General features: G+C 69.6%; 28 protein-coding genes and 5 pseudogenes. 16 read left to right on the forward strand and 17 right to left on the reverse strand.

Annotation, left to right across the window (positions count from 1 at the left end; translation table 11 throughout):
- Positions 1 to 346: 346 nt before the first annotated feature.
- The 4 genes and pseudogenes from ACFXI4_RS25290 to ACFXI4_RS25305 form a co-directional block, all read left to right on the forward strand.
- Positions 347 to 1,186, forward strand: coding sequence for an SDR family NAD(P)-dependent oxidoreductase (locus ACFXI4_RS25290; RefSeq protein WP_384994839.1), 840 nt, complete (start codon positions 347 to 349; stop codon positions 1,184 to 1,186).
- A 717-nt stretch (positions 1,187 to 1,903) separates the two neighbouring features.
- Positions 1,904 to 2,596: pseudogene (locus ACFXI4_RS25295) on the forward strand (PP2C family protein-serine/threonine phosphatase); the annotation flags it as partial.
- Positions 2,545 to 2,814: pseudogene (locus ACFXI4_RS25300) on the forward strand (SpoIIE family protein phosphatase); the annotation flags it as partial. The pseudogenes ACFXI4_RS25295 and ACFXI4_RS25300, both read left to right, overlap by 52 nt.
- A 147-nt stretch (positions 2,815 to 2,961) precedes the next feature.
- Positions 2,962 to 3,171 (forward strand): annotated as a pseudogene (locus ACFXI4_RS25305) (hypothetical protein); the annotation flags it as partial.
- 201 nt (positions 3,172 to 3,372) lie between these two features.
- Here the strand turns inward: ACFXI4_RS25305 and rpsN are convergent.
- Both rpsN and rpmB read right to left on the reverse strand, forming a co-directional pair.
- Positions 3,373 to 3,678, reverse strand: a complete 306-nt coding sequence (rpsN, locus tag ACFXI4_RS25310; RefSeq protein WP_384994842.1) for a 30S ribosomal protein S14 — start codon at positions 3,676 to 3,678, stop codon at positions 3,373 to 3,375.
- Positions 3,678 to 3,914: a 50S ribosomal protein L28 gene (gene rpmB, locus ACFXI4_RS25315; RefSeq protein WP_020937821.1), complete on the reverse strand. Its 237-nt coding sequence runs from the start codon at positions 3,912 to 3,914 to the stop codon at positions 3,678 to 3,680. Before rpmB ends, rpsN begins: the two co-directional genes overlap by 1 nt.
- Before the next feature lie 83 nt (positions 3,915 to 3,997).
- Between rpmB and rpmG the strand changes: the two genes are divergently transcribed.
- From rpmG to rpsR, 4 genes are read left to right on the forward strand one after another with little or no spacing between them, the layout of a single operon-like run.
- Complete coding sequence (gene rpmG / locus ACFXI4_RS25320; protein ID WP_384994845.1) at positions 3,998 to 4,162, forward strand: 50S ribosomal protein L33; 165 nt, start codon at positions 3,998 to 4,000, stop codon at positions 4,160 to 4,162.
- A 5-nt stretch (positions 4,163 to 4,167) separates the two neighbouring features.
- The gene (locus tag ACFXI4_RS25325; RefSeq protein WP_384994848.1) at positions 4,168 to 4,425 is read left to right on the forward strand and encodes a type B 50S ribosomal protein L31; all 258 of its coding nucleotides are present in this window, start codon (positions 4,168 to 4,170) and stop codon (positions 4,423 to 4,425) included.
- The gene (locus tag ACFXI4_RS25330) at positions 4,422 to 5,591 is read left to right on the forward strand and encodes a GTP-binding protein (RefSeq protein ID WP_384994851.1); all 1,170 of its coding nucleotides are present in this window, start codon (positions 4,422 to 4,424) and stop codon (positions 5,589 to 5,591) included. Before ACFXI4_RS25325 ends, ACFXI4_RS25330 begins: the two co-directional genes overlap by 4 nt.
- 22 nt (positions 5,592 to 5,613) lie before the next feature.
- Positions 5,614 to 5,856, forward strand: coding sequence for a 30S ribosomal protein S18 (rpsR, locus tag ACFXI4_RS25335; protein ID WP_384994854.1), 243 nt, complete (start codon positions 5,614 to 5,616; stop codon positions 5,854 to 5,856).
- A gap of 89 nt (positions 5,857 to 5,945) precedes the next feature.
- Here rpsR and infA read toward each other — a convergent pair whose 3' ends face one another.
- The 4 genes from infA to rpmF form a co-directional block, all read right to left on the reverse strand.
- Positions 5,946 to 6,170 (reverse strand): translation initiation factor IF-1, encoded by a 225-nt coding sequence (infA, locus tag ACFXI4_RS25340; protein ID WP_384994858.1) that lies wholly within the window; start codon positions 6,168 to 6,170, stop codon positions 5,946 to 5,948.
- Between the two features lie 73 nt (positions 6,171 to 6,243).
- Positions 6,244 to 7,041, reverse strand: coding sequence for a GNAT family N-acetyltransferase (locus ACFXI4_RS25345; RefSeq protein ID WP_384994861.1), 798 nt, complete (start codon positions 7,039 to 7,041; stop codon positions 6,244 to 6,246).
- 249 nt (positions 7,042 to 7,290) lie between these two features.
- On the reverse strand, positions 7,291 to 8,472 hold the full coding sequence (locus tag ACFXI4_RS25350) for a GTP-binding protein (RefSeq protein ID WP_384994864.1): 1,182 nt from the start codon (positions 8,470 to 8,472) through the stop codon (positions 7,291 to 7,293).
- 6 nt (positions 8,473 to 8,478) lie between these two features.
- Entirely contained in the window at positions 8,479 to 8,649 is a 171-nt protein-coding gene (rpmF, locus tag ACFXI4_RS25355) for a 50S ribosomal protein L32 (RefSeq protein ID WP_351204455.1), read from the reverse strand.
- A 116-nt stretch (positions 8,650 to 8,765) separates the two neighbouring features.
- On the opposite strand from rpmF, the gene ACFXI4_RS25360 reads away from it, so the two are divergent.
- Positions 8,766 to 9,101: an ArsR/SmtB family transcription factor gene (locus tag ACFXI4_RS25360; protein WP_384994867.1), complete on the forward strand. Its 336-nt coding sequence runs from the start codon at positions 8,766 to 8,768 to the stop codon at positions 9,099 to 9,101.
- A gap of 2 nt (positions 9,102 to 9,103) precedes the next feature.
- On the forward strand, positions 9,104 to 9,826 hold the full coding sequence (locus ACFXI4_RS25365; protein ID WP_384994869.1) for a cation transporter: 723 nt from the start codon (positions 9,104 to 9,106) through the stop codon (positions 9,824 to 9,826).
- 35 nt (positions 9,827 to 9,861) lie between these two features.
- Here the strand turns inward: ACFXI4_RS25365 and ACFXI4_RS25370 are convergent, their stop codons facing one another.
- Genes ACFXI4_RS25370 through ACFXI4_RS25390 form a run of 5 tightly spaced genes read right to left on the reverse strand, consistent with a single transcriptional unit; the run spans position 9,862 to position 14,023 of the window.
- A complete protein-coding gene (locus ACFXI4_RS25370; protein ID WP_384994872.1) occupies positions 9,862 to 10,320 on the reverse strand; it encodes a Fur family transcriptional regulator in 459 nt (152 codons plus the stop codon).
- 13 nt (positions 10,321 to 10,333) lie between these two features.
- On the reverse strand, positions 10,334 to 11,203 hold the full coding sequence (locus ACFXI4_RS25375) for a metal ABC transporter permease (RefSeq protein WP_384994874.1): 870 nt from the start codon (positions 11,201 to 11,203) through the stop codon (positions 10,334 to 10,336).
- Positions 11,200 to 12,111: a metal ABC transporter permease gene (locus ACFXI4_RS25380; protein WP_384994877.1), complete on the reverse strand. Its 912-nt coding sequence runs from the start codon at positions 12,109 to 12,111 to the stop codon at positions 11,200 to 11,202. The genes ACFXI4_RS25375 and ACFXI4_RS25380 overlap by 4 nt, the downstream gene beginning before the upstream one ends.
- Positions 12,098 to 13,036, reverse strand: a complete 939-nt coding sequence (locus tag ACFXI4_RS25385; RefSeq protein ID WP_384994879.1) for a metal ABC transporter ATP-binding protein — start codon at positions 13,034 to 13,036, stop codon at positions 12,098 to 12,100. The genes ACFXI4_RS25380 and ACFXI4_RS25385 overlap by 14 nt, the downstream gene beginning before the upstream one ends.
- Positions 13,037 to 13,045: 9 nt before the next feature.
- Positions 13,046 to 14,023: a metal ABC transporter solute-binding protein, Zn/Mn family gene (locus tag ACFXI4_RS25390; RefSeq protein WP_384994882.1), complete on the reverse strand. Its 978-nt coding sequence runs from the start codon at positions 14,021 to 14,023 to the stop codon at positions 13,046 to 13,048.
- Between the two features lie 168 nt (positions 14,024 to 14,191).
- Here ACFXI4_RS25390 and ACFXI4_RS25395 point away from each other — a divergent pair, with 168 nt between their 5' ends.
- Genes ACFXI4_RS25395 through ACFXI4_RS25405 form a run of 3 tightly spaced genes read left to right on the forward strand, consistent with a single transcriptional unit; the run spans position 14,192 to position 15,165 of the window.
- Positions 14,192 to 14,527, forward strand: a complete 336-nt coding sequence (locus ACFXI4_RS25395; protein ID WP_384994885.1) for a Fur family transcriptional regulator — start codon at positions 14,192 to 14,194, stop codon at positions 14,525 to 14,527.
- 8 nt (positions 14,528 to 14,535) lie between these two features.
- The gene (locus ACFXI4_RS25400; RefSeq protein ID WP_384994887.1) at positions 14,536 to 14,745 is read left to right on the forward strand and encodes a hypothetical protein; all 210 of its coding nucleotides are present in this window, start codon (positions 14,536 to 14,538) and stop codon (positions 14,743 to 14,745) included.
- Positions 14,746 to 14,754: 9 nt separating this feature from the next.
- Positions 14,755 to 15,165, forward strand: a complete 411-nt coding sequence (locus ACFXI4_RS25405) for a CobW family GTP-binding protein (RefSeq protein ID WP_384994889.1) — start codon at positions 14,755 to 14,757, stop codon at positions 15,163 to 15,165.
- On the opposite strand, the gene ACFXI4_RS25410 is transcribed toward ACFXI4_RS25405, so the two are convergent.
- Complete coding sequence (locus ACFXI4_RS25410) at positions 15,158 to 15,280, reverse strand: hypothetical protein (RefSeq protein WP_384994892.1); 123 nt, start codon at positions 15,278 to 15,280, stop codon at positions 15,158 to 15,160. The genes ACFXI4_RS25405 and ACFXI4_RS25410 overlap by 8 nt on opposite strands.
- A 427-nt stretch (positions 15,281 to 15,707) precedes the next feature.
- On the opposite strand from ACFXI4_RS25410, the pseudogene ACFXI4_RS25415 reads away from it, so the two are divergent.
- Together ACFXI4_RS25415 and ACFXI4_RS25420 are read left to right on the forward strand one after the other, a co-directional pair.
- Positions 15,708 to 16,666 (forward strand): annotated as a pseudogene (locus ACFXI4_RS25415) (adenylyl-sulfate kinase).
- A 51-nt stretch (positions 16,667 to 16,717) separates the two neighbouring features.
- The gene (locus ACFXI4_RS25420) at positions 16,718 to 17,110 is read left to right on the forward strand and encodes an SCO5389 family protein (RefSeq protein WP_384994894.1); all 393 of its coding nucleotides are present in this window, start codon (positions 16,718 to 16,720) and stop codon (positions 17,108 to 17,110) included.
- 47 nt (positions 17,111 to 17,157) lie between these two features.
- On the opposite strand, the gene ACFXI4_RS25425 is transcribed toward ACFXI4_RS25420, so the two are convergent.
- Both ACFXI4_RS25425 and ACFXI4_RS25430 read right to left on the reverse strand, forming a co-directional pair.
- Entirely contained in the window at positions 17,158 to 17,517 is a 360-nt protein-coding gene (locus tag ACFXI4_RS25425) for a transcriptional repressor (protein WP_384994897.1), read from the reverse strand.
- Positions 17,518 to 17,623: 106 nt separating this feature from the next.
- The gene (locus ACFXI4_RS25430; protein ID WP_384994900.1) at positions 17,624 to 19,600 is read right to left on the reverse strand and encodes a heavy metal translocating P-type ATPase; all 1,977 of its coding nucleotides are present in this window, start codon (positions 19,598 to 19,600) and stop codon (positions 17,624 to 17,626) included.
- 95 nt (positions 19,601 to 19,695) lie between these two features.
- On the opposite strand from ACFXI4_RS25430, the gene ACFXI4_RS25435 reads away from it, so the two are divergent.
- Positions 19,696 to 20,094: an ArsR/SmtB family transcription factor gene (locus ACFXI4_RS25435; RefSeq protein ID WP_384994903.1), complete on the forward strand. Its 399-nt coding sequence runs from the start codon at positions 19,696 to 19,698 to the stop codon at positions 20,092 to 20,094.
- Between the two features lie 304 nt (positions 20,095 to 20,398).
- Here the strand turns inward: ACFXI4_RS25435 and ACFXI4_RS25440 are convergent.
- From ACFXI4_RS25440 to ACFXI4_RS25450, 3 genes and pseudogenes are all read right to left on the reverse strand, one after another.
- A pseudogene (locus ACFXI4_RS25440) lies at positions 20,399 to 21,171 on the reverse strand (transposase).
- 12 nt (positions 21,172 to 21,183) lie between these two features.
- Entirely contained in the window at positions 21,184 to 21,639 is a 456-nt protein-coding gene (locus tag ACFXI4_RS25445) for an SUKH-3 domain-containing protein (RefSeq protein WP_384994906.1), read from the reverse strand.
- A 153-nt stretch (positions 21,640 to 21,792) separates the two neighbouring features.
- Positions 21,793 to 23,316, reverse strand: coding sequence for an aldehyde dehydrogenase family protein (locus ACFXI4_RS25450; protein ID WP_384994908.1), 1,524 nt, complete (start codon positions 23,314 to 23,316; stop codon positions 21,793 to 21,795).
- Positions 23,317 to 23,329: the final 13 nt, after the last annotated feature.

The raw sequence follows: 23,329 nt of genomic DNA on the forward strand, positions 1-23,329 counted from the left end.
CTGGCGCCTCGTTCGCCGCCGCCCTGGCTCCGCAGGGGACATCCGGACGGCGATCCTCAACCCGGCCGCCACCCGTGCCCACCGCGCCGACGACGTCACGGCGGCTGCGGCGGACAGCCTATCGCGGCATGCCCTTGGCAAAGCCGAAGCAAGCCAGAAGGGGCGGACCAGGTTTCGCCCGGCCCAGCCGGGGGCGCGCGGACTCCCGGTCATCGACCCGGACACCTATGTGGAGATTCATCTCCGATTCGGAGTACAGTGAAACGGAGATGAATCTCCGTTTGTTCTTCCGTCGACCGCAACGCCTGCCCGGCGTTGTCCCCGTACCGCGCAAAGGAACGACTCGATGGCTGCCTCGTCACCCCCTGTCTGGCTTGTCACCGGAGCCTCCCGAGGCCTTGGCTTCCACTGGGCCAGGGCCGCCCTCTCCCGCGGCGACCGCGTCGCGGCCACCGCCCGGAACTCCTCGTCACTGGAACCGCTGGTCAGCGAGTTCGGCGATCAGGTACTGCCGCTGGCGTTCGACGTGGCGGACTCCGCTGCCGTCCGGCAGGCCGTGGGAGAAACCGAGCACCGCTTCGGCGGCATCGACATCCTGGTGAACAACGCCGGCCACGCGCTGCAGGGAGCCGTCGAAGAGGTCTCCGAGGAGCAGGCCCGGGCGCAGTTCGACGTGAACTTCTTCGGCGCCCTGTGGACCACTCGGGCGGTGCTCCCGGGCATGCGGGCCCGCGGACACGGCAGGATCATCCAAGTCTCTTCCTACGGCGGCCTCGTCGCATATCCGACGATGGGCCTCTACCATTCCTCCAAGTGGGCGCTGGAAAGCCTGAGTCAGGCCCTGGCTGCCGAGGTCGCCCACCAGGGGATCCTGGTCACCCTAGTCGAGCCCCTCACCTTCGCTACCGACCTCGGCGCCACCGCTCCGGCAGTCGACCCGATGCCGGAGTACGAGCCCGTCCGCGAAGAGCTCATGGCCGGGATGAAGGACGCGCCGTTCGTCACCGGCGACGCAGCGACGACAGCGGACGCGCTGCTCGTGATCGCCGACGCCCCCAACCCGCCGCTGCGCGTGCTCTTCGGCACGGGCGGCATCGAGCCGCTGCAGGAGGAGTACGACCGCAGGATCGCGGAGTTCCGGGCATGGGACCACATCGCCAACCTCGCCCAGGGCGTGCCGGCGTGACCCAGCAGCCTGCCTGATCGGGTTCCTGGAGTCCGCTATCTGAGTGACACGCATTGCATATAGGACAGCGCCACACGTGGAAAGCCCCCTCGCCGGCCACTGGCGGCCAGCGAGGGGGCTTTCGACGTGTGAGGGACGCAACGAGAGGCCGGACCGATCGACAGAGCCCGTGATCAACGCGAGAAACGGGCCCAGGAAGCGACTTTCGTCACTCGACGGCCACCGGGTCTGAGATACCGACGAAACGGGCCCCCAGGTGAAGGCCCGGGTGAGACCGGCTGCACGTTGCGCCGCCCGCGCCCTGATCTGGCGCCTTCCGCGCAGTTCGGAGCACCCAGAGGTCGGCAGAAGATGGTGATCCGCATGGGCGCTGCATGTGGTCGCAACGAACCCTCCGCGGCGAAAGAATCTGCTTAGCAACCGAGAAGTAAAGGAGGCATGAGTCGGCCAACGGGTTTTCGTCCGTCGGACACGTCTCCGTGGGACTTGGCTGCACGTCACCGCCTACGGAAGGTGACGAATATTGGCCCCCATAGGCACTGACATATCTGTCGATCTTTTACGGGTCATCCCGAGGCAAGACGCATCTCGCATGTCGGACGCACCGGGGGGTGGGAAGGCGATGAATCTGACCGCGATCACAACTCCGGGGTGCACGCCCGGGGCCCCTGTGCGATGACCCCCGTATCGCTGCGGACGCAGGCACTGCCACCGCTGATGCTGGTCGCCGTGACAGTGACCGTCGCCCTGACCAGCCCCCGCGGCCACCACGCCCTCCTACTCGCGCTGGTCCCGTTGCCGGCCGCTTCGGCGTACGACGTGACTGCGACCACCGCCTTCGGTGCGCTGACGGTGGGAACGTACGCGGCGCTGCACGCCGCGCTGGGCCTGGACGACACCACCATCGCGGCGGTCAAAATCGGGGTGTCGGCGTTGCTCGGGGTGCTGCTCAGTTGGAGCCGGACCCGCGAGCACGAGTTGCGCTGTACCCGCGACACTGCTCTGGCCCTCCAGCAGGGTCTACTTCCCCGGGACTTCCCGGACAGCACGGCGGTCACCGTCGGGCACCGGTATGTGCCCGCGGACGCCGGCGTGGGGGGCGACTGGTTCGACGCCATCCCGCTGTCCGGCGCCCGGGTCGCGCTGGTGATGGGAGACATGGTCGGCCATGGGCTGAACGCGACCGCGACCATGGGCCGTATGCGCACCGCGGTGCGCATCTTGGCGGACCTGGACCTGGAGCCGGACGAAGTCCTCGCCCGGATGGACAATTTGGTCGCGTCGATGAGCCACGACCTCGCGGAGAACGAGCTGGTCGCAAGCTGCCTGTACGTGGTGTACAACTCGATCTCGCGGCAGTGCGACATCGCCAGCGCCGGCCACACGCCTCCGATTTTCGTCCTGCCCGACGGCCAGACCGAGGTCCAACCGCAGATCCGCAACCCCCCATTGGGCTCGGGGACCGCGGACTTCGAGACCGCGCTGGTCACCTCCCCGAGGGCACCGTCATCGCGCTCTACACCGACGGCCTGCTCGATCTGCGGCACCGCGAGACGGACGAGGCGCTCCGGACGCTGGCGGAAAGGCTCACCCCGGCCAGCGGTCCGCCGCAGGACCTGTGCGAGCGGGTGATCGCCGGTGCGCCCCCGGTGCCCGACGACGACATCGCGCTGCTCGTGGCCAGGACCCGGGTACTGGACAGGGGCCACGTGGCGGGATGGAAGTTCCCCGCGTTGCCCAGAGAGGTGCCCGCCGCCCGGACCTCGGTCACCGAACGGCTCGCGTACGACAAGCTGACGGTCACCGCCGGTTCGACCACCCTGGCGACCTACTCGAACCTCAACCACAACTCCGGGTACGCGCAGAAGACCTTCGACCTGTCCTCGCTGGCAGGCCAGACGGTCACCCTGGAGTTCCACGGCGTGGAGGACTCCTCGCTGCAGACCAGCTTCGTCGTGGACGACACCGCCCTGACGACCAGCTGACCGGTATGAACTGAGCACTCGATCCCGCACGCGGAAGCCGTCCGCGTGCGGGGTAGGCCGTATCCACCTGGTCGTGGCAGATCGCCACGAGCCGGTGCCGCCGCCCGCCCCCGTTCAAAGTGGCGGAAGGCGCGCTCGAAACCGGGCACAGAATCGGGCTGCGTCGCCGACGCGCCCGTTGTGAGCCCCTGGCGTGCCGGGTTACCAACTGCTGTTGGTCACGCCAGGGAGCTTGCCCGCGTGGGCCATCTCGCGTAGGCGGATGCGGGACAGGCCGAAGGCGCGCAGGTAGCCGCGGGGGCGGCCGTCCACAAAGTCGCGATTGCGTAGGCGGGTGGCGCTGGCATCGCGCGGCTGCCGGCGTAGTTCCCGCTGGGCGGCGGCGCGGTCCTCGTCGGAGCTTCCGGGGAACGCGATGATCGCCTTCAATGCGGCGCGGCGCGCGGCGTGGCGGGCCACGATGAGGCGCCGCTGCTCGTTCTTCGCGATCTTGCTCTTCTTCGCCATCAGACCTTCCCTCCACGGGCGCGGATGCGGGCCACCGCGGCTTCGATGCCGATCGTGTCGACCGTCTTGATGCCCTTGGCCGAGAGCGTGAGTCGGACGTGGCGGCCTTCGCTCGGCAGCCAGTAGCGCTTGCTCTGGATGTTGGGGTCGAAGCGGCGCTTGCTGCGCCGGTGAGAGTGGGAGATGTGGTGGCCGAAGCCGGGCTGTCGGCCAGTGAGTTGGCAGTGGGCGGACATGGCTGTTCCTCCTTGGGGGTCGGATGCAGCAGCACACTAGCGTCAGATGAAAATGAAAACCAATCTCTTGTATGGTGCTGTTCATGGCCCGCAACGAACTGCGCCCGATCATCAGGCTGAGGTCCACCGCCGGTACCGGCTACACCTACGTGACCCGCAAGAACTGTCGTAACAACCCCGACCGGCTCACGCTGCGCAAGTACGACCCGGTCGCCGGCCGCCACGTCGACTTCCGTGAGGAGCGCTGAGAGCCGTGAAGCCCGGAATCCATCCCGAGTACCGCCCGGTCGTCTTCCGTGACCGGGCCGCCGACTACGCCTTCCTCACCCGGTCCACGGCCACGAGCGACAAGACCATCGAATGGGAGGACGGCAACACCTACCCGGTCATCGACGTCGAGATCTCCTCGCTGAGCCACCCCTTCTACACCGGCACCCAGCGGGTCCTGGACACCGCGGGGCGGGTCGAGCGCTTCGAGCGGCGGTACGGACGCGGACGGAGCAAGCCGTGAACCGGGACGAGGCGCGGCTGCCGGTGGCGATCGTCGCTGGGTTGCACGCCGACGCCCGCCGGGCCGCCGTAGAGCAGATCCTGCGTACGGTCCCCGGCTCGGTCGCACTGCACCACGACCTGACGTCCGCCGTCGACAGCGCGGTGCACCGCACGGTGCGCGACGCCCACGGCCTGCTGGGCAGTGGCGACGCACCCCTGGTGAACGACTGCGCCTGCTGCGCACTGCGCGAGGATCTCGTCCCCGAACTGCTGCGGCTCGCCCAGGAGGGAACGTACCGGCTGGCCGTCGTGGAACTGTGGGACTCCGTCGAGCCCCAGGCCATGGCCGCAGTCATCGCCGCCGCGGGCGCACCGTTGGCCCTGACCGGGGCCGCCACCGCGGTCGACCCCGCACTCGTCCTGCCGTACCTGTCCAACGGCGACGACCTGGCCGACGTCGGCCTCGCCGCCGCGCCAACCGACCAGCGCACCGTCGCCGACACCTTCGCCCGGCAGCTGGAGTACCCCACAGTGATCGCCCTCGGCGACGACGATTCCTGCGACGAGGTCGCCGACGACACCGACCACGCGCTGCTCGCCCAGCTCACACCAGGCGCACGAAGCGTACGCGTAGAGAGCGACGGTGCCCTGGGGGCAGCGCTGTTGGCGGGCTTCGACGTGGCAGCGGCCGCCGCCCGTGTACATCCTGCGTGCGCGCTATTGCCGCAGTCGTGCGACGAACACGGCGTGAGCACCTTCGTCTGGCGGCGCGAACGGCCCTTCCATCCGCAGCGCCTGTACGCAGCGCTTGAGGACCTCACCTGCGCCGCCGCGCGCAGCCGCGGGAGGTTCTGGCTGGCGGACCGTCCCGACACACTGCTGTCCTGGGACGCCGCCGGCGGCGCGCTGTGCGTGGAGTCGGCCGGCCCCTGGCTGGCAGCTCTGCCCGACGCCGCCTGGGAGATGGTGCCCGCCGAGCGCCGCCTCGCCGCCTCCGTGGACTGGCACCCCGAACACGGCGACCGCCGCCAGTACCTCACCTTCACCTCACCCGGCCTGGACCGCGACGGCCTGTCCGCCCTGCTCGACTCCTGCCTGCTCACCGACGACGAGTACGCGGCGGGCAGAGACCGCTGGAAACAACTCCCGCACGCATTCGACGACTTGCTCGACCCCGTGACATGAAGGAGAGAGGACCGACCTCACCATGACCCGACGCACAAGCATCCGGCGGCAGACGGCCAAGCGTCAGCGCACCAACCCGCTGGACGCCGCCGGCATCACTTACATCGACTACAAGGACACCGACTTGCTGCGGAAGTTCATCTCCGACCGCGGCAAGATCCGCAGCCGTCGGGTGACCCACGTGACGCGTCAGCAGCAGCGGCAGATAGCGCAGGCCATCAAGAACGCACGCGAGATGGCGCTCCTGCCCTACAGCTCCCGGTAGGGCGATGGCCATGTGCGGGAGGCAGCGGAACCACTGCGGCTTCTGATTGTCCTGCCGGGTGATCTCGGAGGTGCCGGCTTCTTCTTCCGCTACGCCCGGTACCGGTAGCGGATTCGGCCGCGGGTGAGGTCGTAGGGGCTGAGTTCCACGAGCACCCGGTCGTACGGGAGGATCTTGATGCGGTTCTTCCGGATCTTCCCGCTGATGTGGGCGAGCACCGTGTGCCCGTTCTGGAGCTCCACCCTGAAGGTGGCATTGCGCAGGCACTCGACGACGGTGCCTTCGGCTTCTACGCCCCCTGCTGCTTTGGTCATGGTCGCTCACTTCTCCCGTTCTGTGACGGCGAATTCGGTAGGAAACGGTCGCCCGGTGCGATGTGACGGAGCGTCAGCGGCGGACGATCTCCAGGGTGCCGGCCGTACGCCGGGCATCGATGCTCTCGAACAGGGCGGTGGCCGCCGCGTTGGACTCGTCCACCTCGGCCCATGCCGAAGCGGTCCCGGAGTGGTGCAGCGAACCCAGCGCGTGCGCCAGCAGCGTCCGGGCGATGCCGCGGCGGTGTCTGTCGGCCCGGACGGCGATCAGCCCGATCTGTGGCTGGCGCGTCAGCGGTGCCACCCGGATGAGTCCCACGTACTGATCCACGTGCCGCGCCACCGCGTACTTCGATGGGTCGAGCAGGGTGGTGCCCGCCGGGCGGGGCAGCACCTTGGCCGCCATCGTCTGCCATCCGACGGTGGCCTCGACCTCGTCGCGGATGAGGCGGTCCAGGGCGCGCAGCGGGCCCTCCTCCGCCTCACCGGCGGGCACGATCGTCACGCCGGACGGGGGCCGCACCGAGCCGAGACCGGTGATGTGCGGGTCGGTGGGCACGAGATAGCCCCACTCGCGGCGTGCGGTGGCGAAGCCGGCCCGCTCCCAGGCGGACCTCGAGTCGTGGTCGGCCTCGTCGACGACGGTGTACAGCGGTGTCGGCAGGTCCGCCAGCATCGCGTCGGCGATGCGGTCGAAGACCGCGCCGTGCCACGCGTCGATGCTGACGAAGAGCCGCCCGTCGGGCCGACGCGAAGCGACGCCGCGGCCGACTGTCAGGTCGTCCTCCACGGCGTGCCACTGCGTGTCCGAGACCCGCGTGACCACGACCGGTTGGTTGTCCCTGCCCGGAGTGGAATGCGCAGAGTCCATGGGAGTTGCCTTTCAGGAGTGCCTTGTCAAGGCGCTCCCGGCGACACCTACGTCAATCGCCCACCGTGACGACATGGGGGAGCACCCACAGGGATACAGCCTTCATGGGTCTCACCTCCTCGCGTTCTCTCACGGCTGCCCAGACGCTATCAGCGGGGGCCGGGCAGCCCAACGCATTTATCCGGAGCTCTTGGTGTCCATACCGGGGCGGGCGGCGCCGTGGCTGTGTTCGCCGCCCGGCCCGGGGCCTCAGACGCCCGCCACGAGGTGGGGATGCTCGTGCTCGCAGGTGTCGTCGATGCCGTAGGTGTCCCAGGTAGGGAACGGGTCCGCGGGCGGCAGGCTCTCGCCGTCGGCCATGAGACAGTCGGTCAGTACCGCGTGCAGCGCGTCCGCGTGCAGGTGCGTGCCGATGAAGACCAGTTCCTGGCACTCGGGGCTGTCGGTGTCGCGTGCGGCTGAGGGCTCGAAGCGCGCGACGGAACCGGCCTGTGACCACAGGCCCGTCACGTGCGGGCGGCTGGCGAGAGTGAAGAAGCCCTTGGAGCGCAGGATCTGTCCGTATGCGCCGCTGTCGAGTTCCTTGGTCACGAACGTCCACAGGCGGCCGGGATGGAAGGGCTGCTCAGAGCGGAAGACGGTCGAGGAGATCCCGTACTCCTCCGTCTCAGGGACGTGGTCGCCGTTGAGCTCCCTCACCCAGCCGGGGGCCTGTTGGGCGCGTTCCAGGTCGAACAGCCTGGTGCCCAGGACCTCGCCGGTCTGCACGCGAGCATGGACGGCGGGGACGATGCGCGCGGCCGGGTTGAGGCGGGTGAGCGTCGCCCGCAGGCGGTCGGAGGACTCCTCGTCGACGAGGTCGAGCTTGTTGAGCACGATGACGTCGGCGAACTCGATCTGGTCCATCAGCAGGTCACTGACGGTGCGTTCGTCGTCCTCGTACTGGTCCAGGCCGCGCTCGACGAGTTCGTCGCCGCTTGCCAGCTCGGTCAGGAAGTTCGCGGCGTCCACGACCGTGACCATGGTGTCCAGGCGGGCGAAGTCGCCGAGGGTGGCGCCGTCGTCGCGTGCGAAGGCGAAGGTCGCGGCGACCGGCATGGGTTCGGAGATGCCGGACGACTCGATGAGCAGGTAGTCGAAGCGGCCCTCGCGGGCCAGCCGGTCAACCTCCTCAAGCAGGTCGTCGCGCAGGGTGCAGCAGATACAGCCGTTGGTCATCTCGACCAGGCGTTCCTCGGTACGCGACAGGGCCGCCTCGCCGCCCCGCACCAGGGCGGCGTCGATGTTGACGTCGCTCATGTCATTGACGATCACCGCGACACGCAGGCCCTCGCGGTTGCCGAGGATGTGGTTGAGGAGGGTGGTCTTGCCCGCGCCGAGGAATCCGGACAGGACGGTGACGGGCAGGCGGCTGGCGGGGGCGGACGGCATCAACGCTCAGCCCTCGGGGCGCAGCAACCCGCGCTCGTACGCTTTCACCAGCCGCTGAGGGACCAGGTATGACACTCCGTCGACGGTGACCGGCACGAGCGCCGGCGTGCTCGCCTTCCACTGGGCACGGCGGTGGCGGGTGTTGCTGCGGGACATCTTCCGCTTGGGAACAGCCATGGGAGTCCTCCTCGTTGGGATGGTGAGTAGAGGCTACATGAAAATGAATACCATTACGAAGTGGTCTCCATGATTCAGGGTTTCCTGAATTCAGGAATCTGTGTAGCGTGGGCGGTGTGCTGACTGTTGCCTCCGACATCGAGGTCCTGGTCCGGTTCGGCCGGGCGCTCGCCGATCCGATCCGCTGCCGCGTCCTGCTCGCCCTGCGGGAAGCACCCGCCTACCCCGCGGACTTGGCCGACGCGCTGGACGTCTCGCGCACCAGGCTGTCGAACCATCTGGCGTGCCTGCGTGACTGCGGCCTGGTCGTCAGCGTCCCCGACGGCCGACGCACACGCTACGAACTCGCCGACGAACGCCTCGGCCACGCGCTCGACGATCTGCGCACCGCCGTGGTCGCCGTCGAGGGCGACCGCACGTGCGTCGACGCCGACGACAAGGGGTGCTGCTGACCATGAGCGCAGAGATGTCCCTGTCTTTCGGTCCCGACCCGGCCAGGCGTGGCGTGCTTGCCCGGCGGATACGGCTGCTGGTCGCCGCGACCATCACCTACAACGCCGTCGAGGCGGCCGTCGCCCTCACAGCCGGGACACTGGCGTCGTCCACCGCGCTGATCGGCTTCGGCCTCGACTCGGTCATCGAGGTCTCCTCGGCCGCCACCGTCGCCTGGCAGTTCTCCGCCCGCGAGCATGCGGTGCGCGAGGCCCGGGAGAAGACCGCGTTGCGGATCATCGCGCTGTCGTTCTTCGCGCTCGCCGCCTACGTCAGCGTCGACGCCGTACGGGCCCTGACCGGCACGGGTGAGGCCACGCGCTCCCTGCCCGGGATCGTGCTGGCCGGCCTCTCACTCGCGGTCATGCCGGTCCTGTCGGCGGCCCAGCGCCGCGCCGGACGGGAGCTCGGCTCCGCATCGGCCGTGGCCGACTCCAAGCAGACCCTGCTGTGCACCTATTTGTCGGCGGTGCTGCTGGTGGGCCTGGTCGTCAATGCCGTGTTCGGCTGGTCGTGGGCTGATCCGCTGGCGGCCCTGGTCATCGCCGCTGTCGCGGTGAAGGAGGGGCGCGACGCCTGGCGTGGGGAGGGGTGTTGTGCGACGCCGGCGGCCGTTGCGCCGGGTGCGGGCCGGCGGGAGGTGGATGCCTGCGGCTGTGCTCCGGGGTGCGACTGCTGCCCTTGACGGAGACCACTCCGGACAGGAAGCGGCGCCGGCGCTCAGGCGCGCTCGTCCGCAGCTTGCCGTCGGCCGCAGTCCGGGCACACCCCGGACAGCTCCACCGTGTGCCGGAGGTTCGCGAACCCGGAGGTCTGCGCGATGGTGTCGGCCCAGTCCTCCACCGGGCCTGAGTCGACGGGCCGGCTCAGGCCGCATTCGGTGCAGATGAGGTAGTGGCGGTGTTCGGGGCCGGGGCGGTAGCGGAAGAGGCGTTCACCGCTGGTGTCGCGGACCAGGTCGGCCCGGCCGACGCTGGCCAGGGCGGTCGGTGTGCGGTAGACCGTGGAGAGGCCGACTGACGAGCCGGCGGCGGCGAGTTGGTTGTGGAGGGCTTGTGCGCCGATGAAGCCGTCGGCCCGGATGAGTTCCTCGACCACGGTGGTGCGTTGCTGGGTGAGGCGGCCGATCAGCGTGACGTCGTGCGACGGGGTGGGGGTGCGCTGGCGGTCGGGTGCCATCGGGTGCCTTCGCTCATGTGCCGGTGGGTACGGCGGTGTGCGTTCGGGGACCGGGAACCGGGCGTCGTATCAGGAAGGTGGCGGCGTATACGGCCGTGGCGGCGGCCATGATGGCGAAGCTCGGCGGCATCTTCGGCACCGCATACGAGGCGAACAGCCCTGCCCACATCTCCAGTACCGCCAGGCCGGCGGAGAGGGCGAGTACCCGGTAGGGGCGGTCGGTGAGGCGGATCGCGGCGCCCGCGGGGGCTGCGAGCAGGCCGAGCAGGAGCAGGGAGCCGACCGCTTGGGTGGCCTCGGCGGCGCTGATGCCGGCCAGGGCGAGGAAGCCGTATCCGAGCAGTCGGACCGGTACGCCGCGGGCGGCGGCCACGGCCTCGTCGAGCGTGGCGAACAGCAGTGGCCGGGCGATGAGGACCACCAGCAGGCCGACTCCACCCGCCACCAGAGCGGCGACGACTGCGCTACTGGAGGAGATGCCGAAGACGGAGCCGAACAGCACACTCACCCCGGCGGTGCCGTTCGTGGTGCTGCGGGAGGTGGTGTAGAGGGTGATGAAGAAGGCGCCCAGGCCCAGGATCCAGGAGAAGACGCTCCCGATGACCACGTCGTCGGGTCGCGCCTTGCGGCCGAGGGTGCCGAAGAGCAGCGCCATGGCGATGGTGGCGGCGAACAGGCCGAGGCGAAGGTCGGCGCCGAAGGCGAGGGCTGCCATCGCGCCGGTGAAGGCGACGTGGCTGAGCGCGTCGCCGGTGAAGACCTGGGCCCGCAGTACCAGGAAGTAGCCGACCAGTCCGCAGGCCGCGGCGATGGCGGTACCGGCGAGGAAGGCGTGCAGGAAGAACGGGTGGGACAGCGGGGAGGCGGCGAGCAGGACGGTCATGCGATCACCTCCCTGGCGGTGGGCGTGGCCCCGGCCCGGGTGCGAGCGAGTACCTCGCGCAGCGAGCGTCGGCCCAGGGCGAGCAGGTATCCGGCGAAGGCGATGGTCGTCACGAAGAAGCCCAAGGGGTAGGGCGAGTAGTAGGCGGCGGTCAGTCCCAGCCAGGTGGCGGCGAAGGCCAGCAGGACGGCCAGCGCGAGGCTCAACACCGGGCGGGCGGTGAGGACTTGCGCAGTGGCGGCCGGGATCACCATGAGGGCGAAGACCAGGAGGGTCCCGGTGATCTGGCTCGCCTCGGCGGTGGCTGCGCCGAGCAGGACGAGGAAGACCACGGACAGGGTGCGGACCGGGACACCGCGCCCGGCGGCGACCTGCGGGTCGACGGACTCGAACAGCAGCGGCCGTCCGATCAGCGCGAGCACCGCGAGCACCACCGCGCCGACCACCGTCAGCACGGTCACCTGGGAGGAGGTGATTCCCAGGAAGGTGCCGAAGAGGATGGTCTGCGGTCCCTCCAGCAGTCCTCTGTACAGGGCGGTGAACAGGAACCCGGACGCGAGCAGGAACGCCTGCACGGTTCCGGTGAGCGCCGACTCCTCGTGTTCACCGCCGCCGCGCAGGGCGGCGATGACCAGTGCGGCGGCTACACACAGCGTGAAGTAGCCGTAGACCGCGCTGAATCCGAGCAGGAGCGCCCCGGCGGCGCCGGGGAAGGCGACGGCGGAGACGGTGTGCGCGGCGAACGTCTGCCGCCGCAGTACCACGAACCAGCCCACGACGGCCGAGACCACGGCCACGACCGCGCCCGCGCGGAACGCGTTGACCATGAAGGGGTAGGACCACATGTCCTGGAAGTCGGTCAGGAGGTTCCACGACCAGGTTGGTGCCCCTGTCTCAGTCAGCGGCATGACCGCTCCTCGGGGTGCCGTGTCGGTCGGTGTGCACGGCCGGTGCCTCCGGCTGGCCCACCACGACCAGCCGGCCGTCCGAGGTCCGCAGCACCTCGACGGGAGTGCCGTAGAGCCGGGTCAGCGTCTCGGAGGTGATGACCTCCGCCGGGGTGCCGGTGGCGGCGCCGCCCTCGGCCAGGTACACCACCCGGTCCAGGTGGTGCAGGATCGGGTTCACGTCATGGGCGACCATGACCACCGACACGCCCTCGTGATGGCAGATGCGCCCGATCAGCGCCGCGACCGCGCTCTGGTTGGGCAGGTCGAGACTGTCCAATGGCTCGTCGAGCAGGAGCAGTTCGGGTCGGCGGACCAGTGCCTGGGCGATCAGCAGGCGCTGCTGCTCACCGCCGGAACACTGCCCGATCGGCCGGTGTGCGTACGCCGACGCCCCGACCAGCTCGATCACCTCGTCCACCCGCGCACGGTCGGCCCGCCGCCGCGCGCTGGGAAACGGCAGCGGCACCCCCCACCGGTCGCCGTCCAGGCCCATGCGCACCACGTCAATGCCGCGGATGCGCAGGTTGGCGTCGAAGCTGCGACGCTGCGGCAGATAGCCGATGCGGTCGTTGGCCTGCCCGGGCCGGGCGCCGAGCACCCGTACCTCGCCGACAGCCGCAGGCAGGGCGCCGAGCAGGACCATGATCATGGTGGACTTGCCGACGCCGTTGGGCCCGAGCACGGCGGTGAACTCACCGGCCCCGATGCGAAGATCCACCCCCGACCACAACATCCGGCCGCCGACCCGCACGGCGGCGCCGCGCAGCTCGACCACTGGGCCGCTTCCCTCTCCCGCGACCGCCTCGTGGCCGCCGCTGCGCTGGGTGGGCGCAGTGGGCACCGCGTGTGTGACGGCTTCGCGGGCCTTCGCTATCGGGTTCATGGCTTCAGTTCACTTCCCGGTGGCCTTGGCCAGGGCCTGCTCGATGCCCTGCAGCTGGGTGGTCTGCCACTGCTGGAAGGAGGCCCCGGCAGGGCTGAGGGTCTCGGTCACCGTGGCGACCGGGATGCCCTGCGCCTTGGCCTCCTTGACCTGCGCCTGCACGTCCGGCGTGGAGTTCTGGGAGTTGTAGACGTAGATCTTGATCTTCTTGTTCTTGATCTGCTGGTCGATGGTGGCCTTGTCCTTGGCCGTGGGGTCGGAGCCCTCGCTCATCGCGTCCAGGAACGTCTCCGGGGTGAGCATTTGCAGCCCCAGGCCCTCGGCGAGCGGGGTGACGATGGACTCGGAAGCGCCGATCGGAGTGCCCGCGTATTTCGCCTTGATGTCGGTGATGAGCTTGTTGTAGCCGGCGAGCGTCTTCGTCTCGAAGGTCTTCTTCTGCTGGTCGAAGTAGGCCGCGTCCGCCGGGTCGATCTTCTTGTAGTCGGCGGTGATCCTCTCGATGACCTGGTGGACGTTGTCCGGGGAGTACCAGCGGTGCGGGTTGCCGCCCGGCTTGATCCCGACCAGGTCGCCGACCTTGAGCTGGGTGCGTCCGCTGCCGGGATTGGCGGCCAGCAGCTTGTCGGCCCAGGCGTCGTAGCCGATGCCGTTGACGATCGTGTACTGGGCGCCGGCCACGGTACGGGCGTCGGCGGCGGTCGGCTCGTAGTCATGCGGGTCGGTGTCCGGGTTGCTGATGATGCTGGACACCTTCACGTGGCTGCCGCCGAGCTGGGAGGCGATGCTGCCCCAGAAGTTCTCCGCCGCCACCACCTGGATCGCCTTCCCCGAGCCGCTGCCGCTGCCGGTAGCGGGGGTGTCGGTGGTGTGCGAGGAGGAGGTCGAGCACGCGGTCGCCGTCACGGCCGTCAGGGCGGCCGTTGCCGTGACCAGGGCGATCCTCGCGGTCGGCCGGGCGGAACGGGAGGCGGGGGCGGTGGACATGCGGAGCTCCTTCGGGCGATACCGGGCGCGCGGCGCACACGCGCCGGCCGTGTGGCGACACCTTCGAGGCTAGATGGAAATGATTTTCAGATCAATGGCAAATGAAAACCATTGCCGCCCTTTGACCGGACGTACGACTGATCCGGGGCTGCGCAGGTTGGAGAACGTGTGCGGCGTCGACGAGTCGTACGCGAGGAGACCGGCGGGCGGCTCTACCGGCTGCGCCCGGCCGACGGTCACCGCCACTACTTGATGTGCCGTGACTGCGGCCGCAGCTGGCCGGTGGACTCCGAGGTCGTCGAGGAGTGGGCGGGCCGGATCGCCGCCGCGACCGGCTTCACCGCGGTGGAGCACACCGTCGAACTCACCGGCGTCTGCGCCGACTGCCTGCCCCACACCGACGCAGGCCGGCCGTCCGGGGACGGAGAGGGAGGAGAGGAACGGCCATGCCACTGGGATCGCGGCCCGGGCCTCCGGGGCCCAGTCCGCAGCTGCGCGAGCTGAAGGAGACCGTGCGTGCCCTGCTCGGTCTCGACGACGACACCGCCGTCTTGATCCGCCAGCTCGCCTGCACCGAACCGGGCTGCCCGCCGTTGGAGACCGTCGCCGTCGTGCTGCCGATGGAGGGCGACGCCCGCCGCTGGACCCTGCACCGACCCGCCGACCAGATCACCGAGGACGGCCTACGGGCCGCCCTCCTCGCCCCTGAAGAGCACGACTAGGAGACTGACTTGACCACCCCCGAACCCAGCGAGCCGTGCGACGAGCGGGTTCCCGTCACCGTCCTGACCGGCTTCCTCGGCTCCGGCAAGACCACCCTCCTCAACCGCTTCCTCACCGAGAACCACGGCCTGAGGATCGCCGTGATCGAGAACGAGTTCGGCGAGGTCGGCATCGACGACGCCCTCGTCCTCGACGCCGAGGAAGAGATGTTCGAGATGAACAACGGCTGCATCTGCTGCACCGTGCGCGGAGATCTCATCCGCATCCTGGGCGCACTGGTGCGGCGCCGCGAGAAGTTCGACCGCATCCTCATCGAGACCACCGGCCTCGCCGACCCCGCGCCCGTCGCGCAGACCTTCTTCATGGACGACGAGATCGCCGCCCAGCTGCGGCTGGACGCCATCGTCACCCTCAGTTGAGGTGGGCGACCTGCTGCGGCGCCGGGGCCGCCCGGAGCCGGTCGGGTAGTGTGCCGTCGTCGGGCATCCCGGCCCGCAGCCACGCCCCCACCGCCTCGGCGTCGGCTTCCGTCACCAGCGGACCGAGGCATACCACCATCCCAGTGGGCCTGCGGTCGATCCCGCAGGGCTGCACAGCGCCTTGCAGCCCGCGGCCGCCTTGGCAATGCAGCACCTTTCCCAGGCAACCGGTGGAGACCATCACCGCGTGCGGGCACTCCCGGACCGCGTGACGCAGCCTGTTCATCGCCCCTCCCCTCGCGGCGGCAGGGCATGAGCCGCAGACGACAAGGGTGAAAGGGCGTCTCTGACGGTCGTCGGCGGTATCGCTCATCTCCGTGTTTCCTCCGCATGAGTGAAAGAGATCCCCTGTTTGCCGCCGCGGAGACCCAACCCGCCGCAGCAGTAAGCAAGTTGACACACCGGGGATTTGACAGCACCTGGCCGCGCCACCAGCCTATGCTCATGACATCCATTTTCAATAGAGGGGGTGGCGGTTAGCCATGCGTGTTGCCTTCGTCGGCAAGGGCGGCAGCGGCAAGACCACCCTGTCGGCTCTCTTCTCCCGCCACCTGGCACACTCGGGGGCGCCGGTCGTCGCAATCGACGGCGACATCAACCAGCACCTGGCCCACGCCCTCGGCCTCGACGAGGACGAGGTCTCCGCCGCCCCGCCGCTCAGCGCGCGCACCGGCGAGATCAAGGACTACCTGCGGGGCACCAATCCGCGGATCCCGTCCCGCGGCGCCATGGTCAAGACAACCCCGCCCGGACGCGGCTCCCGGCTGCTGCGACTGCTCGGCGACGACGAGATCCACGGCCACCACGTCCAGGAGGTCGGCGGCGTACGCTCATGGTGACCGGCGCCTTCGACGAGAGCGACCTCGGCGTGGCCTGCTACCACTCCAAGCTCGGCGCGGTCGAGCTGTACCTGAACCACCTCGTGGACGGCCCCGGCGAGTACGTCGTCGTCGACATGACCGCCGGCGCCGACGCCTTCGCCTCCGGCCTGTTCACCCGCTTCGACATGACATTCCTGGTCGTCGAGCCGACCCGCAAGAGCGTCTCGGTGTACCGCCAGTACCGCGATCACGCGGCCGAGTTCGGCATCCCGATCGCCGTCGTCGGCAACAAGGTCACCGGTGAGGACGACCTGCTCTTCCTCAAGAAGCACGTCGGCGACGATCTGCTCGCGCACTGCGAGCAGTCCTCCTACGTACGCGCGCAGGAACAGGGCCGCAGCCACAGCGAGCTGGAGCCGCACAACACTCGCACCCTGGACCTGCTGCGCGTGGCCGTGGACGCCCGCCCCAAGGACTGGGCGGCCTTCCAGAAGCACGCCGTGGACTTCCACCTGCGCAACGCCGCCGCCCGGGCCAACGAAGCCACCGGCCAAGACCTCGCCGGCCAGGTCGACCCGGACTTTCGCCACGGCCCCGCATCACTGACCGCCTTCGCCTGACCCCCACTCCCCAAGACCAAAACCCAGAGCAAGAGAACAGGACAGCCCTTCATGTCACTCGACGTCTCCCCGCAGCTCCTCGCCGAAGCCGAGAACGGCGAGGTACGGGAGCAGGACTTCGTGGAAACGGTGCGCACCTCCCTGCCGTACGCCTATGACCTCATCGCCCGCCTCGCCGAGGAACTGAGGTCCGGCACGGCGGAGTTCGCCGACAACCAGACCCCGCCGCCCTCCGAGAGGGAGCGCGGCCAACTCCTGCGAGCCCTGTCCAGCGACGCCATCCGGGGCAGCCTGGAACGGCACTTCGGCATCGCCCTCACCTTCCAGAACTGCCACCGCGTCGCGGCCTTCCACCCTGAGGCGCGCGGCAGCGCCACCCACACCCGCTTCACATCCCTGCGCGCGCAGATCCTCAACCAGTCACCGGAGTTCCGCGACTGCTGAACCACTGCCGATCGCGACCGCTGCCTGCCGGAACCGGCGGTCGGCAGTCAGGTCCGCCACTTTGTCCCTTGGCGGCCGTCGCCCAACAGGACACCCGGTCCTCGTGAGCGACGGCCGCCAAGGCTTGTCCCGGAGGCATCCGCCGCACCCCCTACGTCCACGCCGCCGTCCGCCTCCAGCTCGCGCAGGGCGCGGTAGACGGTGGTCAGGCCGATCGCGTGGTCGCCGGCCACCAGAAGGGCGTACAAGTCCTGGGCCGACACGAAGTCCTGGCAGCCCGCGTGACCGCCTTGCGTTGTCGGGTCGTCCGGCCGCCCATGGCGCATCACCCCCTGTGGCTCGCGCTGGGTCGGCACGCTCCACCGTAGATAGAGATGAAATCCATGTCCATATGAATGGCCGGTCATGTGCGGTTGAGTGACCACACCTGGTTCAGCACCGCTCCCGGAGCAATCAGACGGCAACGGCCCGCCGCACCCTGTGTGGGTACGACGGGCCGTGGGACCCGCTGGGTCAGCGGCGGCCCTCCATGCGGGCCCGCGTCCAGGCCGCCTCGCGGAGCAGCCGCAGGCCGTTGAGCCCGACGATGACGGTCGAGCCCTCGTGGCCGAGGACGCCGAGAGGGAGGGGGAGGGTGGCGGTGAGGTCCCAGACGACCAGGCCGGAGATGAACACCGCGGCGATGACCAGGTTCTGCACGACCAGGCGGCTGGCCCGGCGGGAGAGTGCCACCACCGCGGGCGCGGTGGCCAGTTCGTCGCGGACGATCACCGCGTCGGCGGTCGCCAACGCGAGGTCGGAGCCGGCCCGGCCCATGGCGATGCCGGTGTGGGCGGCGGCCAGGGCGGGCGCGTCGTTGACGCCGTCCCCCACGACCAGGACCCTGCGGCCGGCCCGCTCCAGCTCCCGGACCGCGGCCACCTTGTCCTGCGGCAGCAGCCCGGCGCGGACGTCGGTGATGCCGGCCTCGGCGGCCAGGCGGGCGGCCGCGCGGGGGTTGTCGCCGGTGACCAGCGTCGGCGCCGTGCCGGTGAGCGCGGTGAGGGAGGCGACGGTGGCGATGGCGTCCGGGCGCAGCCGGTCGGCGATGCCCAGGACGCCGGCCGGCGTGCCGTCGGCCACCACCAGGACCGCGGTGCGCCCGCCCTCCTCCAGTGCGGCGGCGACGGCGGTGTGCCCGCCCTCGGCGCCGGACAGCAGCCGGGCCGGGGAGCCGACAGCGATCTTGCGGCCGTCCACCGTGGCGGTGACTCCGACACCCGGGGTGGAGACGAAGTCCTCGGCGCCGGGCAGGGCGAGACCCCGGGCGCGTGCGGCGGCCACGACGGCGCGGGCCAGCGGGTGCTCGCTGGGGTGTTCGGCCGCCGCGGCCAGCCGCAGCAACTCCCCTTCCGCGAGCCGCGAGCCGGGCAGCGGACGGACGTCGGTGACGCGCGGGGTGCCTTCGGTGAGCGTGCCGGTCTTGTCCAGCGCCACCGCGTCCACCTGATCCAGGCGCTCCATCACCACCGCGGACTTCACCAGTACACCGTGCCGCCCGGCGTTGGCGATCGCGGACAGCAGCGGCGGCATGGTCGCCAGCACCACCGCGCACGGCGACGCGACGATCATGAAGGTCATCGCCCGCAGCAACGAGCCGGTCAGCGCGGCGCCGAAGGCGAGCGGCACGGCGAACACGGCCAGCGTGGCCACCACCATGCCGATCGAGTAGCGCTGCTCGACCTTCTCGATGAACAACTGAGTCGGCGCCTTGGTCTCGGACGCCTCCTCGACCATCTGCACGATCCGGGCGATCACCGAGTCGGAGGCGTCCCGCTCGACCCGGACACGGAGGGCGCCGGTGCCGTTGAGGGTGCCGGCGAACACCTCGTCGCCCGGCTCCTTCGCGACGGGCAGCGGCTCGCCGGTGATGGTGGCCTGGTCGACCTCGCTCGCCCCGTCCAGCACGCGGCCGTCGGCGCCGATCCGCTTGCCGGGCCGCACCAGCACGGTGTCGCCGACGGCGAGGCCGGTGGTGGGCACGGTCTCCTCGCCGCCGTCGTCGCGCAGTCGGGTCGCGGTGGCGGGGGCCAGGTCGAGCAGGCCGCGCACCGAGTCGGCGGTGCGGGCGGTGGCCAGCGCCTCCAAGGCGCCGGACGTGGCGAAGATGACGATCAGCAGGGCGCCGTCCATGACCTGGCCGACGGCGGCGGCCCCGAGCGCGGCCACGATCATCAGCAGGTCGACGTCGAGGGTCCTCTCCCGCAGCGCCCGCAGCCCGGCCAGCGCGGGCTCCCAGCCGCCGACGGCGTAGGCGAGCCCGTACAGCGGGCCCCACGCCCAGGCGGGCGCGCCGGTCAGCTGCAGCGGCAGGGCGAGCAGGAACAGCACCGTGGCCGTTGCGGCCCAGCGGGCCTCAGGCAGCGCGAAGACCCGGGTTCGCCGCCGTGGGGCGGCATCCGGGTGCGCGGTCACCGTGGGCGCGGGCCGCTCGGTCAGGGTCGAAGACATGACGAAGAACCCTTCGGGAGGGCGGGACGGTTCGACCCAACCACCATACAGGTACATATGAAGACCTCTTCAAGTATCGCTTGTATGATGGCCCCATGGGCCATGGAGCAGCTCCCGCGAACACCCCCGTCCCGCACACCCGCCTGGACGCAGACAGCGCCGCCCGGGTGGCCACCACCCTCCAGGCCCTCGCCACCCCCTCCCGGCTGCTGATCCTCTCCCGCCTGCGGGAAGGCCCCTGCGCCGCCACCGAACTCGCCACCGAGGTCGGCATGGAACAGTCCGCGTGCTCCCATCAGCTGCGCCTGCTGCGCAACCTCGGCCTGGTGATCGGCCGGCGCCAGGGCCGTTCGGTGATCTACGCCCTCTACGACAACCACGTCGCCGAACTCCTCGACCAGGCCGTCTACCACATTGAGCACCAGCGCCTCGGGCTCAGCGACGCCTCGGACGTGGCCCAGGCGGAGGAGCCCACGCTCGGCGTGAACCGCTGACCGGCGGCCGTGGCGATGCCGGTGCGGGCGATCGACTGGAAGTGCGCGATCGGGTCAGCGAAGCTGGCGCGCGCCTTGCGTGGGCGGCTATTGAGCTCGGAAGTGATGGTGTCCAGGTCGTTGCGGCTGCGGGCTGACAGGCCGGTGCCTTTGAGGCGGTGGAGTGTGACGAGAGCCTCCCGGTGAAGCATCCTCCTGGATTCCCGGCCCGCGTCGATAGCGACCTTGTGCGCTCGCTAAAGGCTGTCCCGCAATGATCAACTGGCTCCGGCGGTCAGGGTTGGGCCGTCCACGTTCGTCCTGACTATCCCGCGAGGGCGAGGTTGTGGAGGCGGGCGATGCCAAGCATGGCGTGATGTACGCCGTCGCCTTTCGAGCGGCAGTCGCGAAGGATCTTCCAGTTCTTCATCCTGGCGAAGGTGTGCTCCACCCGGGCGCGGACCTTGCGGTGTGAGCGGTTGCGCTCCTCCTTCCAGGCCGGAAGCTCTTCCTGGCCGCGTTCGCGACGGTGTGGGATCACCAGCCCCGTACCGCGGTAGCCGCCGTCGGCGATCACCAGGGTGTTGCCGACGGCGGCCTTCGCCCCGGACAGCTCCCACGCCCTTGCAGTCGTTGCGGTTGCCTGGCAGGGGCCGGCCCGATCGCGACCACCAGACGGGGATCGGCGTCGATGACGACCTGGTGGTTGGTGGAGTACCGGTAATTCTTCGACTGCTCGGCCACCGCGTGATCACACGTGGGCACCAAGGTGCCGTCCACGATGAGCACAGTGTCCTTGCGGAACCGTTGGCGCGGCCGCAGAGCGAGCAGCGGGCCGAGTCGGTTGATGATGCGGTCGGCTGCGGACTTGGAGATTCCGAACAGTGAGGCGAGCTGGCGCACCGTCAAAGTGGTGCGCCAATAGGCTGTGACCAGCAGGACGCGGTCCTCCAGGGGCAGACTCCACGGCCGGCCTCGCCGGACCGTATCCGCTGCCTCGCGGCGTACGGCGGTCACGAGCTTGCCGAAGCTACGCAGGCTCAGTCCGGTGAACGGGGCTATCCAGGAGGGCTCCGACGCCGTGATCACACCAGCCACCGCAAGATCGTCTCACCTGCCAGTGAGGCAGTTGCCGAGCCAGTCCGCCTGCTCTGCACGATCGACTCCACCATCGCCGTACACGACGTAGATCAGTGCCTCCGCGAAGGTGGAACCCAGGGACCACAGGACATTCGGCCCCACGGCGACGACGCGCCCGCCGGCTGCGATGTACGACCTGAGCTGGACCGACCACGTGCCCAAAGGGCTGTAGTTCTCTGCATATCGGTGCTTCAGCGAAGCAGCTTCCGCAGCGGTGTCGATGCAGGCGTCCACGGGGTCTATACGCAGTGAAGAGGCGGGGGCACGGGCCGGGTAGCTCTTGATCGTCAGGTCGCCGAACTCGGCCCAGATCCCGACTGCTGCGTCGTTGAGCTCGAACCCAGCCGCTGTCAGTTGCCGCGTCCAGTCCCCAGTGGTAACCGCGCGACCTGCTGTCCAGCCGGCAATACGCAGCGCGTCCTGCACAGACGGACCGCACCCCGTCAACGACTCACTGATACGTTCTATGCGCACTCTCCTTCCCTCAGTCGAGCCTGTCGCCCGAAGTCTGCCGCAGATCCCGGCTGCCAGACAGGGCCCTGGTCGTGGACGATACGGAGATCATTTGCGGGACAACCCTTAGAAGAAGCCCAGCCTCTTCGGCGAGTACGACACCAGGAGATTCTTCGTCTGCTGGTAGTGCTCCAGCATCATCTTGTGGGTCTCACGGCCGATCCCGGACTGCTTGTAGCCGCCGAACGCCGCGTGCGCCGGGTAGGCGTGGTAGCAGTTCGTCCACACCCGGCCCGCCTGGATCGCCCGGCCCGCGCGGTACGCGGCGTTGATGTCACGGGTCCAGACGCCCGCCCCGAGGCCGTACAGCGTGTCGTTCGCCATCTTGATCGCGTCGTCGAAGTCGTCGAAGGACGTGACCGAGACGACCGGGCCGAAGATCTCCTCCTGGAAGATACGCATCCGGTTGTCGCCCTCGAAGATCGTAGGCTGGACGTAGTAGCCGCCCTTCAACTCGCCGTCGTGTTCGATGCGTTCGCCGCCCGTGAGGATCTTCGCGCCCTCCTGCCGGCCGATGTCCAGGTAGGAGAGGATCTTCTCCAGCTGGTCGTTGGAGGCCTGCGCGCCGATCATCGTGTCGGTGTCGAGGGAGTGCCCCGGCTTGATCTGCTCGGTGCGGGCCACCGCCGCCGCCATGAACTCGGCGTAGTGACCGCGCTGGACGAGGGCGCGGGAGGGGCAGGTGCAGACCTCGCCCTGGTTGAGCGCGAACATCGTGAAGCCCTCGAGGGCCTTGTCGCGGAAGTCGTCGTCGTGCGCCCAGACGTCGTCGAAGAAGATGTTCGGGGACTTGCCGCCCAGTTCCAGGGTGACCGGCTTGATGTTCTCCGAGGCGTACTGCATGATCAGCCGCCCGGTGGTGGTCTCCCCGGTGAACGCCACCTTCGCCACCCGTGGGCTCGAAGCCAGCGGCTTGCCCGCCTCCACGCCGAAGCCGTTGACGATGTTCACCACGCCCGGCGGCAGCAGGTCCGCGATCAGGCTCATCCAGTAATGGATGGAGGCGGGGGTCTGTTCGGCCGGCTTGATGACGACGGCGTTGCCGGCCGCCAGGGCGGGCGCGAGTTTCCACGTCGCCATCAGGATCGGGAAGTTCCACGGAATGATCTGCGCCACGACCCCGAGCGGCTCATGGAAGTGGTACGCCACCGTGTCGTCGTCGATCTCGCCCAGCGAACCCTCCTGGGCGCGGATCGCCCCCGCGAAGTAGCGGAAGTGGTCGATGGCGAGCGGGATGTCCGCGGCCAGTGTCTCCCGCACCGGCTTGCCGTTCTCCCAGCTCTCGGCGACCGCGAGCGGTTCGAGGTGGGCCTCCATTCGGTCGGCGATCTTGAGGAGGATGTCGGAGCGCTCCGTCACCGACATACGGCCCCAGCCCGGCGCGGCCGCGTGCGCCGCGTCCAGGGCCCGCTCCACGTCCTCGGCGGTGCCCCGTGCGACCTCGGTGAACGGCTGCCCGTTCACCGGCGAGGGGTTCTCGAAGTACTGTCCCCGGGCCGGCGGCACGTACTCGCCGCCGATGAAGTGGTCGTAGCGCGCCTGGTAGGAGACGATCGCACCCTCGGTGCCGGGCGCCGTGTAACGGGTCATGGTGGCCTGCCTC

The sequence above is a fragment of the Streptomyces sp. NPDC059224 genome, from assembly GCF_042754285.1.
Classification (GTDB): Bacteria; Actinomycetota; Actinomycetes; order Streptomycetales; family Streptomycetaceae; genus Streptomyces.

Excerpts from the sequence above, each read along its gene's own strand:
- ACFXI4_RS25290 (WP_384994839.1), top strand. The coding sequence starts at position 347 with ATGGCTGCCTCGTCACCCCCTGTCTGGCTTGTCACCGGAGCCTCCCGA.
- rpsN (WP_384994842.1), bottom strand. The coding sequence starts at position 3,678 with ATGGCGAAGAAGAGCAAGATCGCGAAGAACGAGCAGCGGCGCCTCATC.
- rpmB (WP_020937821.1), bottom strand. The coding sequence starts at position 3,914 with ATGTCCGCCCACTGCCAACTCACTGGCCGACAGCCCGGCTTCGGCCAC.
- rpmG (WP_384994845.1), top strand. The coding sequence starts at position 3,998 with ATGGCCCGCAACGAACTGCGCCCGATCATCAGGCTGAGGTCCACCGCC.
- rpsR (WP_384994854.1), top strand. The coding sequence starts at position 5,614 with ATGACCCGACGCACAAGCATCCGGCGGCAGACGGCCAAGCGTCAGCGC.
- infA (WP_384994858.1), bottom strand. The coding sequence starts at position 6,170 with ATGACCAAAGCAGCAGGGGGCGTAGAAGCCGAAGGCACCGTCGTCGAG.
- ACFXI4_RS25345 (WP_384994861.1), bottom strand. The coding sequence starts at position 7,041 with ATGGACTCTGCGCATTCCACTCCGGGCAGGGACAACCAACCGGTCGTG.
- ACFXI4_RS25350 (WP_384994864.1), bottom strand. The coding sequence starts at position 8,472 with ATGCCGTCCGCCCCCGCCAGCCGCCTGCCCGTCACCGTCCTGTCCGGA.
- rpmF (WP_351204455.1), bottom strand. The coding sequence starts at position 8,649 with ATGGCTGTTCCCAAGCGGAAGATGTCCCGCAGCAACACCCGCCACCGC.
- ACFXI4_RS25365 (WP_384994869.1), top strand. The coding sequence starts at position 9,104 with ATGAGCGCAGAGATGTCCCTGTCTTTCGGTCCCGACCCGGCCAGGCGT.
- ACFXI4_RS25370 (WP_384994872.1), bottom strand. The coding sequence starts at position 10,320 with ATGGCACCCGACCGCCAGCGCACCCCCACCCCGTCGCACGACGTCACG.
- ACFXI4_RS25375 (WP_384994874.1), bottom strand. The coding sequence starts at position 11,203 with ATGACCGTCCTGCTCGCCGCCTCCCCGCTGTCCCACCCGTTCTTCCTG.
- ACFXI4_RS25380 (WP_384994877.1), bottom strand. The coding sequence starts at position 12,111 with ATGCCGCTGACTGAGACAGGGGCACCAACCTGGTCGTGGAACCTCCTG.
- ACFXI4_RS25385 (WP_384994879.1), bottom strand. The coding sequence starts at position 13,036 with ATGAACCCGATAGCGAAGGCCCGCGAAGCCGTCACACACGCGGTGCCC.
- ACFXI4_RS25390 (WP_384994882.1), bottom strand. The coding sequence starts at position 14,023 with ATGTCCACCGCCCCCGCCTCCCGTTCCGCCCGGCCGACCGCGAGGATC.
- ACFXI4_RS25420 (WP_384994894.1), top strand. The coding sequence starts at position 16,718 with ATGTCACTCGACGTCTCCCCGCAGCTCCTCGCCGAAGCCGAGAACGGC.
- ACFXI4_RS25425 (WP_384994897.1), bottom strand. The coding sequence starts at position 17,517 with ATGACCGGCCATTCATATGGACATGGATTTCATCTCTATCTACGGTGG.
- ACFXI4_RS25430 (WP_384994900.1), bottom strand. The coding sequence starts at position 19,600 with ATGTCTTCGACCCTGACCGAGCGGCCCGCGCCCACGGTGACCGCGCAC.
- ACFXI4_RS25435 (WP_384994903.1), top strand. The coding sequence starts at position 19,696 with ATGGGCCATGGAGCAGCTCCCGCGAACACCCCCGTCCCGCACACCCGC.
- ACFXI4_RS25450 (WP_384994908.1), bottom strand. The coding sequence starts at position 23,316 with ATGACCCGTTACACGGCGCCCGGCACCGAGGGTGCGATCGTCTCCTAC.